The 16,835-nt window shown below is 55.1% G+C and carries 12 protein-coding genes; 10 read left to right on the top strand and 2 right to left on the bottom strand.

Annotated features, from left to right (window positions below):
* Positions 1–270: 270 nt before the first annotated feature.
* The 9 genes from LAO76_07380 to LAO76_07420 all read left to right on the top strand — a co-directional run bounded on the left by LAO76_07380 (position 271) and on the right by LAO76_07420 (position 13,466).
* Positions 271–1,917, top strand: coding sequence for an ABC transporter ATP-binding protein (locus LAO76_07380; protein MBZ5490737.1), 1,647 nt, complete (start codon positions 271–273; stop codon positions 1,915–1,917).
* Complete coding sequence (locus LAO76_07385; GenBank protein MBZ5490738.1) at positions 1,914–2,882, top strand: ABC transporter permease; 969 nt, start codon at positions 1,914–1,916, stop codon at positions 2,880–2,882. Before LAO76_07380 ends, LAO76_07385 begins: the two co-directional genes overlap by 4 nt.
* A 67-nt stretch (positions 2,883–2,949) precedes the next feature.
* The gene (locus LAO76_07390; protein ID MBZ5490739.1) at positions 2,950–4,029 is read left to right on the top strand and encodes an ABC transporter permease; all 1,080 of its coding nucleotides are present in this window, start codon (positions 2,950–2,952) and stop codon (positions 4,027–4,029) included.
* Between the two features lie 23 nt (positions 4,030–4,052).
* The gene (locus LAO76_07395; GenBank protein MBZ5490740.1) at positions 4,053–5,801 is read left to right on the top strand and encodes an ABC transporter substrate-binding protein; all 1,749 of its coding nucleotides are present in this window, start codon (positions 4,053–4,055) and stop codon (positions 5,799–5,801) included.
* A gap of 25 nt (positions 5,802–5,826) precedes the next feature.
* Positions 5,827–6,423: an RNA polymerase sigma factor gene (locus tag LAO76_07400; protein ID MBZ5490741.1), complete on the top strand. Its 597-nt coding sequence runs from the start codon at positions 5,827–5,829 to the stop codon at positions 6,421–6,423.
* The gene (locus LAO76_07405) at positions 6,424–9,300 is read left to right on the top strand and encodes a CHAT domain-containing protein (protein ID MBZ5490742.1); all 2,877 of its coding nucleotides are present in this window, start codon (positions 6,424–6,426) and stop codon (positions 9,298–9,300) included.
* Between the two features lie 148 nt (positions 9,301–9,448).
* Positions 9,449–10,084, top strand: a complete 636-nt coding sequence (locus LAO76_07410; GenBank protein ID MBZ5490743.1) for a hypothetical protein — start codon at positions 9,449–9,451, stop codon at positions 10,082–10,084.
* Positions 10,085–10,128: 44 nt separating this feature from the next.
* On the top strand, positions 10,129–11,514 hold the full coding sequence (locus LAO76_07415; protein MBZ5490744.1) for a S8 family serine peptidase: 1,386 nt from the start codon (positions 10,129–10,131) through the stop codon (positions 11,512–11,514).
* 638 nt (positions 11,515–12,152) lie between these two features.
* Entirely contained in the window at positions 12,153–13,466 is a 1,314-nt protein-coding gene (locus LAO76_07420) for a S8 family serine peptidase (GenBank protein MBZ5490745.1), read from the top strand.
* A gap of 109 nt (positions 13,467–13,575) precedes the next feature.
* On the opposite strand, the gene LAO76_07425 is transcribed toward LAO76_07420, so the two are convergent.
* Entirely contained in the window at positions 13,576–15,255 is a 1,680-nt protein-coding gene (locus LAO76_07425; GenBank protein MBZ5490746.1) for a M28 family peptidase, read from the bottom strand.
* 222 nt (positions 15,256–15,477) lie between these two features.
* Here LAO76_07425 and LAO76_07430 point away from each other — a divergent pair, with 222 nt between their 5' ends.
* Positions 15,478–15,852, top strand: coding sequence for a hypothetical protein (locus LAO76_07430; GenBank protein MBZ5490747.1), 375 nt, complete (start codon positions 15,478–15,480; stop codon positions 15,850–15,852).
* A 136-nt stretch (positions 15,853–15,988) separates the two neighbouring features.
* On the opposite strand, the gene LAO76_07435 is transcribed toward LAO76_07430, so the two are convergent.
* Complete coding sequence (locus tag LAO76_07435) at positions 15,989–16,663, bottom strand: hypothetical protein (protein MBZ5490748.1); 675 nt, start codon at positions 16,661–16,663, stop codon at positions 15,989–15,991.
* Positions 16,664–16,835: the final 172 nt, after the last annotated feature.

A 16,835-nucleotide genomic window follows, 5' to 3' on the forward strand; every position in this document is an offset into this window, starting at 1 on the left:
AATGACTTTTCCAGAACCAACGTAACTTGTTTACTATCAAGCTGGTTAGCAGAATGTTAGGGGGTAAGTGGGATTTCCGTGAGGCTCTTTAGTTTTGAGATTGGCTGGCCTGAAGTTTCGGTTCTGTGCGCAGAACCATTCTCAGATTTGGATTACGGTAAGTTCCTGACGCGGGGCTTTATAGGTGACGGGGCGTATTCGTAATCCAAGCCCGATGCGTCATAATGTTGCACAAAGCTCCACCCACAAAATAGGGAGCACACTCAGACATTGTCTTCCGGCGACCTGGGCTTGCCAAAACCCGAGCCATTGCTGCGCGTATCCGCTTTGAGCGTTGACTATGACGCTGCCGGCGGAAACGTCGTCCATGCCTTGCGCAATCTCGATCTTGAGATTGCCAACGGAGAGAGCGTTGGCGTGCTGGGCGAGTCAGGCTCCGGCAAAAGCTCACTGGCTCTGGCGCTGCTGCGGCTGCTTCCAAAAAACGCGCGTGTGGTTTCAGGAAGCATTGATTATCGCGGCCAAAATGTAGCGAAACTCTCTCCCGCAGATTTAAGAGCGATGCGCGGCGCTGAAGTTGCGCTGATTTCGCAGGAGCCTGCGCTGGCGCTGAATCCGGTTTTGTCATTGGGGCAGCAGCTTGCCGACGTGTTGCGGGCGCATGCAAAACTTACGCGCCGGGAAGTAATCGCGCGCTGCACTGAGATGTTAGGCCAGGTTGGGTTTGACGATCCTGAGCGTATTTTGCGCGCTTATCCGCACGAACTGAGCGGAGGACAGCGGCAGCGTGTGGCCATTGCCCAGGCTCTCATATGCCGGCCTAAACTCCTGATTGCCGATGAGCCCTTAAGCGCGCTGGATGCGGCCACGCAGGCAGACATTCTTGAACTACTGCAGCGATTGAAGCGCGATCTTGGTCTGGCCGTGCTGTTTATCACGCACAACGCCGGAGCGCTGGAAGCTCTGGCGGACAACATCGTGGTTATGCGTGAAGGAGAAGCAGTCGCGCGTGGCACGATGGACAAGTTAAAAGCGAGTACGGATGACTATGTGCAGGGCATTCTGTTTCCAGAGAAAAGTCTGGCAGCGCACGCGGTTTCATCGATAGTGAGCGGATCGCCGCTGCTGGAAGTTCGAGGGCTGAGCAAGAGATTTGTACAGAAGCGCATACTGTCGCGCAAAGAGTTTGTCGTGCAGTCGCTGGAGGGCATCGATCTTTCCTTATCCGCCGGCTCGACCGTGGCCGTGCTCGGGCGGTCCGGGTCAGGAAAGTCGACTCTGGCGCGCTGCGTCGCCGGCTTTGAGACGCCCGATGCAGGCGAGATGTTGCTGGATGGAAATCCTATCGCCACAGGCGAAAAGGATAAACGTGGTGCGCGAACACCGGTACAGATGATCTTTCAGGATGCCGCCACATCGCTCAACCCCAGATTCACGGCGCGGCAGATTGTGGCGGAGCCGCTGGAGATCGCGCGCTGGAAGACCGACGCAGATCGCACGTCTCGCGCTATGAAGTTGATGGAAGAGGTTGGCCTTGATCCTGATTGGGCTGCGCGTCTTGCCGGCGAGTTCAGCGGCGGACAACGCCAACGGCTGGCTCTGGCACGCGCACTGGCAGCCGAGCCCAGGCTGCTCGTCATGGACGAAGCGCTCTCCGGCCTGGACATGCCCCTCCAAGCGCAGATGGTGCGCCTGCTGATGGATTTGCAGTCGCGGCACGGACTCACTTATCTCTACATCTCCCACGACCTCAACTTCATTTCGCTTTTCGCGCACGAAGTTGTAGTGATGGATGCCGGACGAATCGTGGAGCGAACAACGCCGGCGAAGCTGGGCGAAAGTACGCATCCAGCCACGCGTGAGTTAGTGGAAGCCAGCGAGCGGCTGCACGCGCCGGGAGTGGAGGCCGCAGTATGATCCGCTACTTTGTTCGGCGCGCGGGACACGGTTTGCTGATGTTGTTTGGCGTTTCCATTCTCCTGTTTCTTCTGTTTCAGGCCGCTCCCGGGGATTTCCTGAGCGAGATGAAGATGAACTCGCAGATATCGCCGGAAACGATCACCTTGCTGCGCGCTCAATACGGTCTGGACCAACCTCTGCCGGTGCGTTACTGGCAGTGGCTCAAGTCTTCCGCCAAGGGCGATTTTGGCTACTCATTTGCGTATAACGCTCCAGCATCCACGCTGCTTTGGCCGCGAGCGCGCAATACGCTGCTGCTCAGCGTTCCGGCCCTGTTGATTTCCTGGCTCATCGCGGTGCCGCTCGGTGTGCTTGCCGCGGGATGGAGAGGACGATGGGCGGACCGTCTCTTTTCCGGGGGAACTTCTGCGCTGCTCGCGCTGCCTGACGTGCTTATCGCGCTGGTGGCGTTGCTGGTTGCTTTAAAGACTGGAGTGTTTCCTGTAGGAGGCATGACGTCAATTAATGCGCAAGACCAGGGTATGTGGGCATGGTTGCGCGATCTGGGCTGGCACATGGTTTTGCCCGTGGCGGCGCTGGTGGTGGGATCATTGACGATCATTCTGCGCCACGTGCGCGCCAGTGTAATCGAGGTGCTGGAATCTTCTTATATGCGCGCCGCTGAAGGCCATGGGCTGCCACGCTTCAAACTGCTTTTTGGCTACGCGTTGCCGGCGGCAGCCAACCCGCTCATATCGCTTTTTGGCCTTTCCGTGGCCTTGCTGCTGAGCGTCTCGCTTCTAATCGAGGTGGTGATGAGCTGGCCTGGTATTGGCCCGCTGCTGCTGGAAGCCATCATGTCACGCGATCTTTTTCTAGTGATTGGCGCGGTGATGCTTTCCACGGTGTTCTTGATCGCAGGCAATCTAGTGGGCGATGTGCTGCTCTATGCCTTTGATCCGCGAATCAGGAGGCAGGGATGAAGTTTTTTGTGCAATCCCGAGCGCAGCGAGGGAACCCTATCGCTAAAAGGACCTTTGAGGTTCAGCTATGAACCGACAGAGTAGTCTTAACCATAGTGATTCTCCGCTCCGCTCGGGATTTCACACAAAGTTCCGCATCACATGGGCGATCTGGTTCTTATTGATCATTCATGTGGTGGTCGTGCTTGCCGGGTTTGTTGCCCCTTACAGTTTTGAAACGCAAGAGCGCGAACATCCTTACGCTCCGCCCACACGCCTGCATTTTGTGGACTGCACGGGAAGGTTTCACGTTCGGCCATTCGTTTATGTCACCAAAGCGGCGGAGAACGCTCTAGATGAATATCAGCAGGATTGTTCGCAGCCGGCAGGTATCGAATTCTTTCCTAAAGGAGACAGATACAGCATCCTCGGGATGTTCTCTTCCACTCGACACCTGTTCGGCGTTCCGGCTCCCGCCAACCTTTTTCTGATGGGAACAGACGGCTATGGCCGCGACCAGTTTTCACGGTTGCTGTATGGCGGACAGGTTTCACTGTTTGCCGGCTTTGTGGCCGCGGCGTTTTCCGCGATCACCGGCCTTTTGCTGGGTGGGATCGCCGGAATGTACGGCGGCCGCCTGGATGATGCGGCCATGCGTTTTGCCGAAGTCTTTATCACCATCCCCTGGTTTTACCTGCTGATTGCCGTGCGGGCGTTTCTGCCATTGCAGATCAGCCCGGTGGTGGCGTTCCTGCTTGTTGTTTCGGTGATTGGGATAGTCGGCTGGAGTCGTCCTGCGCGCCTGGTTCGCGGCGTGATACTGAGCGCGCGCGAGCGTAACTTTGTTCTGGCTGCCAAGGGCTTTGGAGCATCCAACACCTATCTTCTTAGAAAACACCTGATACCGCTGACGTTTAGCGTGCTGCTCACGCAGATGGCTGTGTTGATTCCGCAGTTCATTCTGGCGGAGGTGATTCTGTCATTTCTAGGGCTGGGAATCGGCGAGCCATTTCCCAGTTGGGGCAATATGCTGGCGCAGGCGCAGCAATATCATGTGCTGGTGTCTTACTGGTGGATGCTCTTGCCGGGGCTGGCGCCGGTCCCGGTATTTCTGGCGTATCACTCATTGGCAGAGACGCTGCAGGAGCGGATAAAATCAAATATTTAGTCCAGAAGAGAAAGCGGGTTTTTTTGAGGTTACAAGGCGCTACGCTGTTCATTGCTGCCGCGTTGCTGCCGGTTTTCGCGACTGCGCAGACCGCCACACAAGAGGACCTCTTTCGTACCACGTCCGAAGCCGGCATTCGCGGCGGGAATCTTGTCATCGCCCAGCGTTCTGAACCGCGGACCCTCAATCCAGTCGTTGCCATTGACCAGAATGCTCTCGGGATCAATGCGCGCCTCCAGGCCGATCTTATTCATATCAACCGGGCCACACAGAAAACCGAGCCTGCGCTAGCCAAGTCCTGGACAGTTTCAAAAGATGGCACAGTATTCATCTTGAAGCTGCGCCGCGGCATCCGGTTTTCTGACGGCCAGCCTTTTGACGCAGACGACGTGCTCTTCTCCTTTCAGATGTATCTGGACGAGAAAGTGCATTCGTCGCAGCGCGACTTGCTGATTATTTCCGGCAAGCCGACGAAGGTGGAAAAACTTGATGCATACACAGTCAGGTTTACCTTCCCCTCGCCTTACTCAGCGGCGGAGAGGGTATTCGATGGACTTGCCATTCTGCCACGCCACCTGCTGGAGAAGGACTATCAGGCAGGAAAGATCGGACAGGACTGGACGCTTAATACGCCGCCTGCGCAGATCGCTGGGTTGGGAGCTTTCAGGCTGAAGCAGGTAGTTCCAGGCGACCGCATCGTTCTGGAGCGCAATCCTTATTATTGGAAAGTCGATGCCAAGGGGCAGAGGCTGCCATATCTCGACGAGCTGACCTTCGTGGTGGTGCCCACGCAGGACGCGCAGGTGATCCGCTTTCAGGCAGGCGATTCGCAAATCATCAGTAGCTTGAGCGCGGACAACTACGCCACTCTGGAAGCCGAGGAGAAAACAAGGCACTTCAAGATGTACGATGCGGGCCCCGGGCTTGAATACAACTTCCTGATGTTTAACCTGAACAGCGATACGGAAGGACGTCTTCCGGAGGTGGCGCGCAAACAAAAGTGGTTCCGTGACGTGCGCTTTCGCCAGGCCGTTTCCGCGGCCATTGACCGGGCCAGCATAGTCCGGCTGGTATATCGCAACCGGGCGGCAGCCCTTGCGACCCATGTCAGTCCCGGCAATAAAGCCTGGTTTGACTCGTCCATAGCGGTTCCAGCGCGCTCCGTGCCGCATGCGCGTGACTTACTAAAGGCAGCCGGGTTCTCCTGGAAGGGCGACAACACCCTTATCGATTCAACCGGACAGCCTGTGGAGTTCACGATTCTGGTGGGCTCCAGCAACACGCAACGCGGACAGATAGCAACTCTGGTGCAGAATGATTTGAAGGCAGTAGGGATCTCCGCACATGTCGTGCCAATGGAAATCCGTTCGGCCACAGATCGCGTGCTGAACACGCACGACTATGACGCCATCGTAATGGGTTTGGTCAGCGGCGATGCCGATCCAACGCCGGACATGAATGTCCTGGTTTCCAGCGGACAGACTCACTTGTGGCACCTGGGCGAGAAAGATCCAGCCACGCCATGGGAAGCGGAACTGGACCAATTAATGCAAAAGCAGCTTGTCACCCTGAATTACCAGCAGCGCAAAAAAATCTATGATCGAGTACAGGAGGTGCTGGCACAGCAACTTCCTATGGTGTATCTGGCCAGCCCCAATATTCTGGTTGGGGCGCAGGAAAACCTAGGTAATTTCCATCCAGCCATCATTGAACAGTATACTTTTTGGAACGCAGAAGAACTTTTTTGGCACCCCCCCGCCGGAAAGAAGTAACCCGGAAGCAACGCCGGAAAATTTGATGGAAGAAAACACCAAAGAACTAACTTTGCCCACAATCCGGGACGCTGGGACCGCTGAAGATGAGCGGCTGGTGCAGGAGTGTCTGAGCGGCGATGAAAAGGCCTGGAACACGCTGATCGATAAATACAAGCGCCTGATTTACTCCGTACCCGTGAAGTACGGCTTCAGCCCGGATGATGCGGGTGATATTTTCCAGAATGTCTGTATCGATCTTTTTACCAATCTTTCCAAGGTGAGGAAGATTGAATCATTGCGCTCGTGGCTGATTACGGTGGCCACACATAAATGCTTCCATTGGAAGAAGCAGCAGCGCGGAGAGGTTGAGCTGGATGCAATGGAGCAGGAATTGGCGGAGGAAATTGCGGCCGCTCCCATGGTACTTCAGGAGGTGCAGGAGGAACAGGCGGTGCGCGACGCCATCCTGCGGCTTACCCCGCGTTGCGCAGAACTGGTGAAGATGTTGTTCTATGAGCAGCCGCCGGTGCCATACAACGAGGTGGCCCAGAAGCTTGGATTGGCGACCGGATCAATAGGCTTTATCAGGGGCCGTTGTCTCAACAGGCTGCAAAAAATCCTGTCTGAGCTGGGCTTCTAGATGGTCGCACAGGAACAGAATTTCGGGCTGGAGCAATGGGTGACAGAGCTGGCCGCCATTGCCGACGAGGAGCAGCGTCGCGCTTTTCTGGCTGCGCGTCCGCAAACCCGCAGCACAGCAGCCGTGGATTCTCTTTACAAGGCCGTGGTCACTTTTGCGCGGGTTGACCTGCAAAAAGCTGACAGAGTGGCCCAGGCCGGTTCGTGGATAGCGGCACAGATTAATGATCCCTGCTCAACTGCGCAAAGCGCCCGCGCCGTGGGCCACGTTCTATACCTGACTGGAAAATATCAGCAGGCCATCCTGGAGTATGAAAAAGCGCTGGCTATCTTTGAGAGGCTTGGACGTGACCTTGATTATGCCCGCACCATTAGCGGCGCGTTGCAAAGCCTGATTTATGACGGCCAATATGAAAGGGCGTTTCGCCTGGGGGAGCGGGCCCGGTCAATTTTTCACGCACATAAAGACCGGCTCCGGCTGGCAAGACTGGATAGCAATATTGCCAATATTTATTACCGGCAGGATAGATTCCAGGAAGCGGTTGACCTCTATGAAGGGGCGTATAACGAATTTCTTCAATGCGGCGAACCCCTGGACATCGCCGCCGTACTGCGGAACCTGGCTGTCTGCTACATCAGTCTGAATGATTTTCCCCGCGCCGAGGAGACCTATCGCCTGGCGCGCCAGCACTGCATGGAGCAGGGCTTCTCTCTTCTGGTGGCTGAAGCCGATTACAACGTTGCCTACCTGCATTATCTGCGGGGTGAATATCTCCGCGCCATAGAACTCTATGACCAAACGCGCAAGCTCTGCGCCGAACTGGGTGATGGCTATCACCAGGCACTTTGCGACCTGGACGAATCGGAAATTTATCTCGAATTAAACCTGACGGAAGGCGGTACCGAGCTGGCGCTCGACGCTTTTGCGGCCTTCACCGAGCTAGGCATGACGTACGAGGCCGGCAAGGCCGCTACCTTTTCCGCCATCGCCATCAGTCAGCAGGGAAGGTACAAGCAGGCAATTGAATCTTTCGATCTTGCGCGCGACCTTTTCGTGAAGGAAGGGAATCCGCTCTGGCCGCCGCTGATTGATCTGTACAAAGCGCTGGTTTTTTACCAGGCCGGAGAGAATGATCGGGCGGAAGATCTTGCGGTAAGGGCCCTCGCGTACTTTGGCAACTCGGTGTTGCCGTCAAAGGCGGCATTATGCGAATTGCTGCTGGCCGCGCTGGAACTGCGCTGTTCAGACACGGAAGAGGCCCGTCGTTACTGCAGCGCTGCGCTTTCCCGGCTTACGCATCTGGATTCGCCCGCCACCTACCAGGCCTACTTCATGCTGGGCCAGGCCGAGGAAGCCAGCGGGAACACCGAACTAGCTCGCCAGGCGTATGAGCAGGCCTTCAAGAAGTTGGAAGACCTGCGCAGCAACCTGGGCAAGGAAGAGTTGAAGATTGCATTTCTCAAGAACAAGCTGACGGTTTATGAAGGTCTGGTGGTCACGTCGCTGGCCGTGAGCTTTGGCGTGCGGGCGCAGAAAGAGGCGTTTGGCTATATTGAGCAGGCCAAGTCGCGCAGTCTGGCCGACCTGATTGCTTTTCGCACAGCATCAATTTCAACTTCCTCCCGAGGGCCGCAGGAGCTTTCGCCCGCCATGGGAGAGTTCCGCGACTTGCGCCAGAAGCTGAACTGGACATATCACCAGATCGAGATTGAAGAATTGAATCCAGGCGGCACCTCAAACGAGCGCATTCAGCAATTACGGCAGCTAAGCCGTACATATGAAGACGCGCTGGTGAAGGCATTTTCACAGGTGCAGAGTGTGAACCGGGAATTTGCCAGCCTGCAAAGCGCCAAAACGGTTTCCGTGGAAGAACTGCAAGAGATTTTGCCGGAGAATACGCTGCTGCTGGAGTACTACACGGCGCGAAATCGCTTTTATGTGTGCCTGGTTTCGCGAAAACAATTCAAGATTGTGGCCTTGAGTGATGTAAACGGCGTTCGGGAAAAGCTCCGTCTTTTGCAGCTCCAGTTGGCCAAGTTTCGCCTGGGACCCGACTATATCCAGCCTCTGGAAAAGGCGCTTCTGGGAGCCACACAGGCACATCTGGAGGAGCTTTACGCTCTCTTGATCGCCCCGATCCGCGACCAGCTTAACGCTGAGCACCTGATTGTCGTCCCGCATGCATTTCTGCATTACCTGCCGTTCCATGCGCTATCTGACGGAGAACACTACCTTATCGACCATTTCTCCGTTTCCTATGCTCCCAGCAGCAGCATCTTCGCTGTATGCCAGAAAAAGCCGTCTCGAACAGATGGTGGCGATACGCTGATATTGGCCGTTCCGGACGCCCGCGCGCCATACATTGAAGAAGAAGCTCATTTCGTGGCGTCTGCCATGGGCAATGTACGGCTTTTTCTGGGAGAACAAGCCACTGAGGAACAGCTGCGCCTGCATGGGCCAGGCAGCCGGTTTATTCACATTGCCACGCACGGTTACTTTCGACAGGATAACCCGATGTTTTCTTCGATCCGTCTCGGCAATTCACTGCTAAGCTTGTTTGATTTGTATCAGTTACATTTTGATGCCGAGCTGGTTACCTTGAGCGGATGTGGCACCGGAATGAATGTGGTGATCGGCGGTGACGAGCTGATTGGGTTGGTTCGAGGCCTACTGTACGCAGGAGCGCAGACCCTGATGGTGAGCTTGTGGGAGGTCCATGACCAGAGTACGGCGGAATTCATGCGGGACTTCTACCAGGGATACAGCAGTTCGGCCAATAAAGCGAATGCATTACGAAATGCGGTGCTTAAGTTGAAGCAAAGACATCCACATCCGTACTATTGGGCGGCATTTGCCCTGGTGGGAAAATTCGCATGAGAGAGAAAAATCGCACTCTGGGTATATTTTTCGCCCCATGCCCCACTCTTATGCTTAGAAGCAGGCTCATCCGTCGACTGCTAAAAAGGGGAACATGGACCCGGAAGCCGTGTTCCCCCTTGATACCCAGACGGGGAAAAGTCACCTTATGACTGAAGCTGTTCGCCATTTCGATATCACTGAGTGGGCTGATTACGTCAGGAGCACGGTCTCCAGCGATCAGCACAAGCTGATGCAGGCCCATTTGCAGGGTGGCTGCTCCAAGTGCGAGCGAATCAAGGTTTTGTTGTCAAAGTTCGCTGCGGTATGTTCGCGCGAAGCGTCGTATCAGATTCCGCGGGCTGCGGAACTGCAGGTGAAGGCAATGATCGGCCTGGCCAAAGCGCCGCGCCGCTCTGCCCTGCAACGTTTGTGGGCGACCCTGGTTTATGACAGCGTGAATGATCCGCAACCAGTGGGCGTACGCGGGACCCACCAGATTAATCGCCAGGTGCTTTTCCATGCCGGCGACTACTCCGTCGATCTTCGATTTGAGCACGAAAAAGGATCTGCCAGCATGGTGTTGGTCGGCCAGATTGCCAACCAGAAAACACCAGACGAGCTGCTGGCCAACCTCCCCGTAATTCTTGTAGCAGGAAACCGCGAAGTCACCCGTTCGATCAGCAATACTTTCGGTGAATTCCAGCTTGAGTATGTTCCGGAAAGCGATCTTCGCTTGCTGGTGCCGCTCGAGTCCAGGGGCCAGGAACTGGAAGTACAGTTAGGCAAGACGCCCCAACTGTAGGGAAATCCGCTTCAAAACATTGCATTGGATCTGGGACAACGACAATGAGGAAATTTCTTCAACTTTTACTGGTGTGTCTGGCGCTTGGTCTGCCGCTCACGGCGCAGACAAGCTACATTCTCACGGCGTCCCCCAGCAATGTGCAGAGCGTAGTGAACCAGCACGGCCTCACGGTGGTGAAAGAGCTTTATGACGGCACGAATTGCGTGATGCTGGTGACCTCGGTATCCGCCGATGTTGCCGGCACTGAAACTGAAGTCGAATCGGATGTGATGGTAGTTGGTTTTGAGCCGGAGCAGCGCGCGGTATTGCCGGAGTTGACAGGTCTTACGCAGCCCACGTTGACTCAATCCACGACCAGCATTCTTGATACGCTGCCAGGACGCACTTTGGTCCCCTTCTTCGGTAGCGTCGTGCCAAGCAATTACAGCACCCAGACCGCAACCAATATCATTCGCCTGGGCGATGCCCGTACAGCCACAAAGCTGACCGGCTCAGGCACCGTGGCGATTATTGATACAGGCGCTGACCTGACACATCCTGCTCTATCCGGCGCGCTGGTTACGGGCTATGACTTTACCCGTGATACTTTGGGCGCCTCTGAGCTGGCAGATCTTAATCCCACAGTAGCCGCCCAGTTGCAGCAATCCACCACCAGCATCCTGGATGCGCAGAACCTCCTGGTACTTAATTCGGCGACGGCGATCCTGAACCAATCCACAACTTCGATTCTCGATCAGTCAACGACTTCGATTCTGGATAGTTCGCTGGCTGAGTTCGGCCATGGCACAATGACGGCCGGAATCGTTCACCTGGTAGCGCCAACGGCAAAGATTATGCCGCTGAAAGCTTTTCGCGCCGATGGCTCTTCAAACCTCTCAGATATCATCCGAGCCATCTACTACGCAGCTGACAATGGTGCCAATGTAGTGAGCATGAGCTTCAGCATGTCGCAGTCTTCACCCGGCTTGCAGGCTGCGATCCAGTACGCGCTGGGCAAAAACGTAACGATGATTGCTTCGTCCGGCAATGACGGCCTGAAAACCCTGGTTTATCCCGCCAGCTACGGCGGAGTGCAGGGAATCGGTTCCAGCACCAGCACTGATCTTAGAAGCGCGTTCTCCAACTATGGTTCCGGCGTGGTCACCTTTGCCGCTCCAGGAGAAGGCGTCATCACCACGTATCCAGGCGGCAACTATGCTGCAGGATGGGGCACATCCTTTAGCACACCGATGGTAGCCGGTGCTGCTGCACTGGTACTGCAAGCACGTCCGGCGAGCAAGCCCGGCGATATTACCAATGCACTCTCCAAGACCAAGCAGATTAGTGACATGGGATATGGCCGTATCGATCTCTATCAGTCACTCATGAACGTGGTCAGCAGCAGCGGAACGAGCTCGACGACGACCACAAGCACCAGCGGCAAGTAAAAGAGCTTATAGCCCCCCAAAACATCTCCCTCAAAGGCCTCAAAATTTATTAATAAGTCTAAGGATTGGGCCCGTTTTCAGGCCTTATTTCAGAGTTTATTAGGAACAGCTAATCTACAAGATTTAGACTTAGGGCGATCCTAATCATTTTGTCAATTGTGAAATAAGTATTTTGGAATCAGCATCTTGATTCATTCTTAAGCTGCAGCCTGTGGCATCTTTAATTTCGTCATAAATTCGCTTCTGGATCACGCCTTTTGTATTCGTAAAAAAAATCCTTTACACCCCAGGCAAATACTGTCGCTATACTCCCCTCAGGTCGACGGAATCGACAAAAAGCGATCTCGGCGTGACGCGCGGAAACAGGCCGGTTTTGGGCGTCGTGCCCCGGTGCTACCGTATTTTTGAGCGTAGACAAAGTGAACGGTTGTGACCGCCGTCACGGAGCGATACGACTCAGCATGGCAAACTACCAAGGGAAGATTTGCGATATGAGAGACGGAATAGCGGAACAGACAGCAGCACGAAAGAATCTGCTTCTAAAGCCGTTAAATAGAGAGCTGGCTTTTTTTGATGCGTCAGAGGATGGAAGATCCTTCCGAAGCAAGTCGCGTCCTTCTCTGAGCAGCAGATTCAATGTGCTGGCAAAAATTTGTGTCGGCCTGTGTCTTTTGATGGGCCTGTCGCTCTGGGGACAGGACAACTTCGTCCTGGTAACCTCGCCTGACAAAGTGCAGGACGTTTGCGGACGACACGGTCTCACGCAACTGACACAAGGCTCGTCCCACGGCGTTTTTCTGGTTTCAACTTCTTCTGTGGATCCAAGTATTTCTACTGACAGTGCAGTGCAAAGTTTTGAGCATAATCATGCTCTTGGCTTGCCTGAGCTTTCCGGGGCCACAAGCGCCAGCCTGACCCAATCCACCACATCGATTCTGGATGGCCTGCCGGATCGCACCGTGGTCAACTATTTCGGATCGCAGGTGGCCAGCAATTATGTAACTCAGCCGGCTACCAATATCATCCGCCAGCATGATCTGCAGACTTCTTCCGGCTTTACCGGCACTGGGATTACGGTTGCCGTTATTGATACAGGAGTTGATACATCGCACCCGGCGCTGCAAAATGTTCTAGCTCCTGGATTCAATTTCATCGCCAACGTCAATGATCCTTCAGAATTGGTCGATTTGAGCCCGGCGATGGCTGCCGCGCTGGCGCAGTCCACCACCAGCATTCTCGATGGCCAGAACCTGGTGGAGATGAACGCTTCCACGGTAGCAATCCTCAGCCAATCAACCACCAGCATTTTGGATGGACCTCCCGGCGAGTTCGGTCACGGAACCATGACGGCAGGCCTGGTCCACCTGGTGGCTCCCGGCGCGTACATCATGTCATTGAAGGCTTTTGCCGGCGACGGAAGCTCCGATCTCTTTAACATCGTTCGCGCAATTTATTACGCTGCGGACAACGGCGCGAACGTTATCAGCATGAGTTTTGAAATTGCACAGGGTTCACCGGCTCTGCAAAACGCCATCCAATATGCGCTCAGCAAAAACGTGGTGGTAGTGGCGGCTTCAGGGAATGACGGCGGACAGATTCTGGTTTTCCCATCGGCTTATAACAGCGTGATCGGAGTCGGCTCGACAAATAACTCTGACACGAAGAGCAGCTTCACCAATTTTGGCACCAATTCAGTATTCATCGCGGCCCCCGGCGAAGGCGTAATCACTACGTATCCGGGCGGAAACTATGCGGCGGGCTGGGGAACGTCATTCAGCACTCCGCTGGTTGCCGGAGAAGCAGCGCTCGTTTTGCAGGCGCGGCCCACGTATAAACCGGGCGATGTGGCGAATGCAATTTCCCGGGCGTTTGCCGTGCAGCAGATGGGGCATGGACGCGTCGATCTTTGTCTTGCGTTGTCCAGCATCGGCGTTGGCAGCTTTTGTAAGTAAACTCTGAAAAGAGACGCGGAAACACTCCAGTGACTCCGCGGTAAAAGAAGAAAGCCACGACCGGATAGCCTTTCCTTCAAGCCCTGTCACATGGCAGGGCTTTTTGTTCTCAATAAAGTCCCGGGGACATGGGCGCATAACGGCGGAAGAAGCTGTTCTGCTTCCATTGCGGGCGGTTTGCGCTCTCAGCAAGACGTATCATCAGCCCGAGGGTAACGTCTTCATATTTGCCGGCTGCCGCCAGATCTACTGGCTGGTCCAGATCGTCAGAAGGGGCATGGTAGCGCTGAGTTAGCCAGTCCTTAAAAATTGCCTGTTGTGGCGACCCTGGCTCAAATCCCACCTTCATGGCCAGTGCCGGCACACCATGCCGGATAAAATTGTACTGGTCACTGCGGATAAACGAATTGCGTTGCGGTTCAGGATCGGGCTGCACCTGTACGCCTAACGGTTGAGCGACTTCGCGCACCATGTCACCCAGGTCGGATTCGGCCAGTCCATATACCGTCAAGACTTTTAACGGCACAATGGGAAGAAACATGTCGATGTTGATGTTGGCAATCATCGATCCCGGCTTAACCGTAGGATGTGTGGTGAAATAGCGCGAACCGAGCAGGCCTTTCTCTTCGCCGGTGACAAACAAAAAAAGCAGAGACCGCTTCAGTTTCTTTGGCGATTTTTTCAAGGATGCGATCAGATCAAGCAGCACCGCGCTGCCGGAAGCATTATCCATGGCGCCGTTATAAATCCGGTCGCCGTTGATGGGTTCACCCACTCCCAGATGATCAAGATGCGCTGAGAGCACCACGTATTCATTTTTAAATTTTGGATCGCTGCCGGGAAGTTCCGCTACCAGGTTGGCCGACTCCACCATCTTCTTATTGACTGAAGCCTTTGCACGAATGGTTGGAACAAGAGGGAAGCGCGGCAGAGGCTTGCGGTCCTTCACCAGATCAATCAGTTCCTGCAACGTGTGTCCGGAGCCTTCAAAGAGCTTTTGGGCTTTTTCCGGATTGAAAATGACTGCCAGCTTCTCTCCGGATGTCTCGTCAAACTCAGCACCTTTTAAGGCCATGTTGGGATGGGCGCGGTTGGCCGACATACGCGACCAGGGAATATCCATGGCTGCAGGATTCAGAATAGTAATCACGCCCACGGCCCCGGCTTTGCGCAGCGCCTTCCAGCGCTCTCCAGCCGACTGATAGTGCGAAGCCAGAGCGCCCGGAATCTCCGCCGGAGCGCCCGGGAAAATTACGACCACCTTGTCTCTCAGGTCCAGACCGGTAAGATCGTCATGACCCAACTCCGGTATGGTGAGTCCATAGCCGGCAAAGACCAGCGGCGCATCCACGGCGGGCGCAAGATCAACACGCGTGCTGAAGATAGCGTCGTCTCCCAGCGTAAGCGGTTCCACCTGCTCATTGTGTATTAGAGCCAGACTGGAATCCTGCTCCACAATCTGTCTCGACTCAAAGCGGACCGGCTGGTAATACGACCGTGAGCCCACAGGCTCCAGTCCAGCGCTTTTTAGCTGTTCAACAACGTATTCCTGCGCCTTACGCAAGCCGGGACTTCCGGTTTCGCGGCCTTCCATATCGTCGGAGGCCAAAACTTTCACATAGTTCCACCATGAAGCGCCGTTGAAATCTGGGGCCTTTGCGGCCGCCATGCCCTTGTCGGCTGTTGCCTTTTTGTTTTCCGGCTTCGTGGAAGACGGTGGCTGGGCTTGCGCGGTAAAAGCAGCACTCGTGAAAAATATGGCAGTAAGCAGCAGGAATGCGTTTCGCATGACGGCCAATAGCTCCTCCCCGGGGCATTCTTGGAATGTGCAAGGATATCATCGCGCCATGCCGCAGGGCGTTTCCATCAGTATTCCAATCGGAGAAGTCGGTCAAGAAAGGCAGTGAGGGATTGAACAGAATTTGGCACGCGCGATTTTTTCAGTCTGGCGCGGCTTCGCATTTATCATGTGCGAAATCAGTAAAAGCCGACGCAGCAAGGGAAGGATCACTTGATAACAGGGATTTTATTTGTATCTATTGTGACGCTGGCTGCGTTGGGTGTACCGATTGCGCGCAAGTTTCTTCGCGGTCTCATGGTGGGCTCAGATCTTTATGTGGTGCTGGAAATCGATGGCCAGACGTTGGTTTACAAAAACCCTTACCGGTACCTGACGTCGCCAGAAGATAAGCCGCTGGATGTCGTGCCTGGCGAAATATTTGAGTCCGATAAGTTCGAGACCTATTACAACGTCTGCTGGTTTGACGGACAGGGTTCGCTGAGACGCTGCGAACATTCGTACCACCGCACAGAGGAGAACGCGACGTACTGCAAGTACGCCGGCTTAGAGCACACGATGATCGGCCAGGTACTGGAGCAACGCTAAAGTTGCCGCTTCAGCTGCGGGAAAGTGGCAGTCCGGCCTTGCAGAACATTTGCCACTGATCAACGCGGATGAGCGCGGATCGGGAGGAGCAAACTAAACTGCTCGTCAGCGGCTTTGGTGTTCTCCCGTGCTTCTTTCAAAACCGGTAATGTATGCCCGTGCTGAATTGGAAATGCTGCGTGACACCCGGGGAACGCTCGATGATGGGCGGGAGACTCGGTGTGCCTACGCCAATGAAGGTGAATGTTGGACCTTTATCTTGAAACAGGAGCATATCGCCAAGGTCCCAGCGGAAGGCCCAATGGCGCGCGGGATAGTATTCCGCGACGCCGCCAAGGTCGAGCGCGCGTTGCGTGAGCCGGCCAACACGGAAAGAAGAAATGCTACTGACACTGCCGATCCCGTTCGGTGCTGGGGTAAGAATGACGGTTTCTCCGCGAAAGGCATTGCCAAAAGTCATGAACCCGGGGCGCGCCTTGCCGAAGAAACCGAATCGCTGTGTGCGCATGCCTGCCTTGGCTCCGAAAAAGCCGGTCGCGGCACTTTTGCCCCGCGTGCTGTTGGGAAACCAGCTCCCTGCGCCATCCAGGGCAAAGTGGCGTCCGAAGTTGACGTCGCCTTCCAGTGCGGAGCCAAGGGCCGCAATTCCCGGCATATGCAGGGTGCTGAAGGCGGCGCCGGCTTCAAAGCGTCCGGGGGAATCCTGCGCGGCAGCAAGAGCGAAAAGGAACAGGACGGAACTTGTGACGAGTATGGAAGTTGTTGAGGTTAGTAAACGAATCAGTGAACTACGAAAGCGGGTAGAGTGCATGGCAGCGTTCTCCTAATGCGTAGCTAGACTGCTCCATCGGGTAAAGATCGGTGCTAGAGAAGGAAACTTGCAGGAAAAATAAAGGCCATGTGGCGGCGATCCGGCCTAAATCCACCGCCTTTAGTGGTTGAAAACCACCATCGGGGGCGTCTACTTATCTTAACCTCCGCTA

This window comes from Terriglobia bacterium, from assembly GCA_020072645.1.
Taxonomy (GTDB): domain Bacteria; phylum Acidobacteriota; class Terriglobia; order Terriglobales; family Acidobacteriaceae; genus Angelobacter.

Excerpts from the sequence above, each read along its gene's own strand:
- LAO76_07385 (MBZ5490738.1), top strand. The coding sequence starts at position 1,914 with ATGATCCGCTACTTTGTTCGGCGCGCGGGACACGGTTTGCTGATGTTG.
- LAO76_07390 (MBZ5490739.1), top strand. The coding sequence starts at position 2,950 with ATGAACCGACAGAGTAGTCTTAACCATAGTGATTCTCCGCTCCGCTCG.
- LAO76_07400 (MBZ5490741.1), top strand. The coding sequence starts at position 5,827 with ATGGAAGAAAACACCAAAGAACTAACTTTGCCCACAATCCGGGACGCT.
- LAO76_07405 (MBZ5490742.1), top strand. The coding sequence starts at position 6,424 with ATGGTCGCACAGGAACAGAATTTCGGGCTGGAGCAATGGGTGACAGAG.
- LAO76_07410 (MBZ5490743.1), top strand. The coding sequence starts at position 9,449 with ATGACTGAAGCTGTTCGCCATTTCGATATCACTGAGTGGGCTGATTAC.
- LAO76_07415 (MBZ5490744.1), top strand. The coding sequence starts at position 10,129 with ATGAGGAAATTTCTTCAACTTTTACTGGTGTGTCTGGCGCTTGGTCTG.
- LAO76_07425 (MBZ5490746.1), bottom strand. The coding sequence starts at position 15,255 with ATGCGAAACGCATTCCTGCTGCTTACTGCCATATTTTTCACGAGTGCT.
- LAO76_07435 (MBZ5490748.1), bottom strand. The coding sequence starts at position 16,663 with ATGCACTCTACCCGCTTTCGTAGTTCACTGATTCGTTTACTAACCTCA.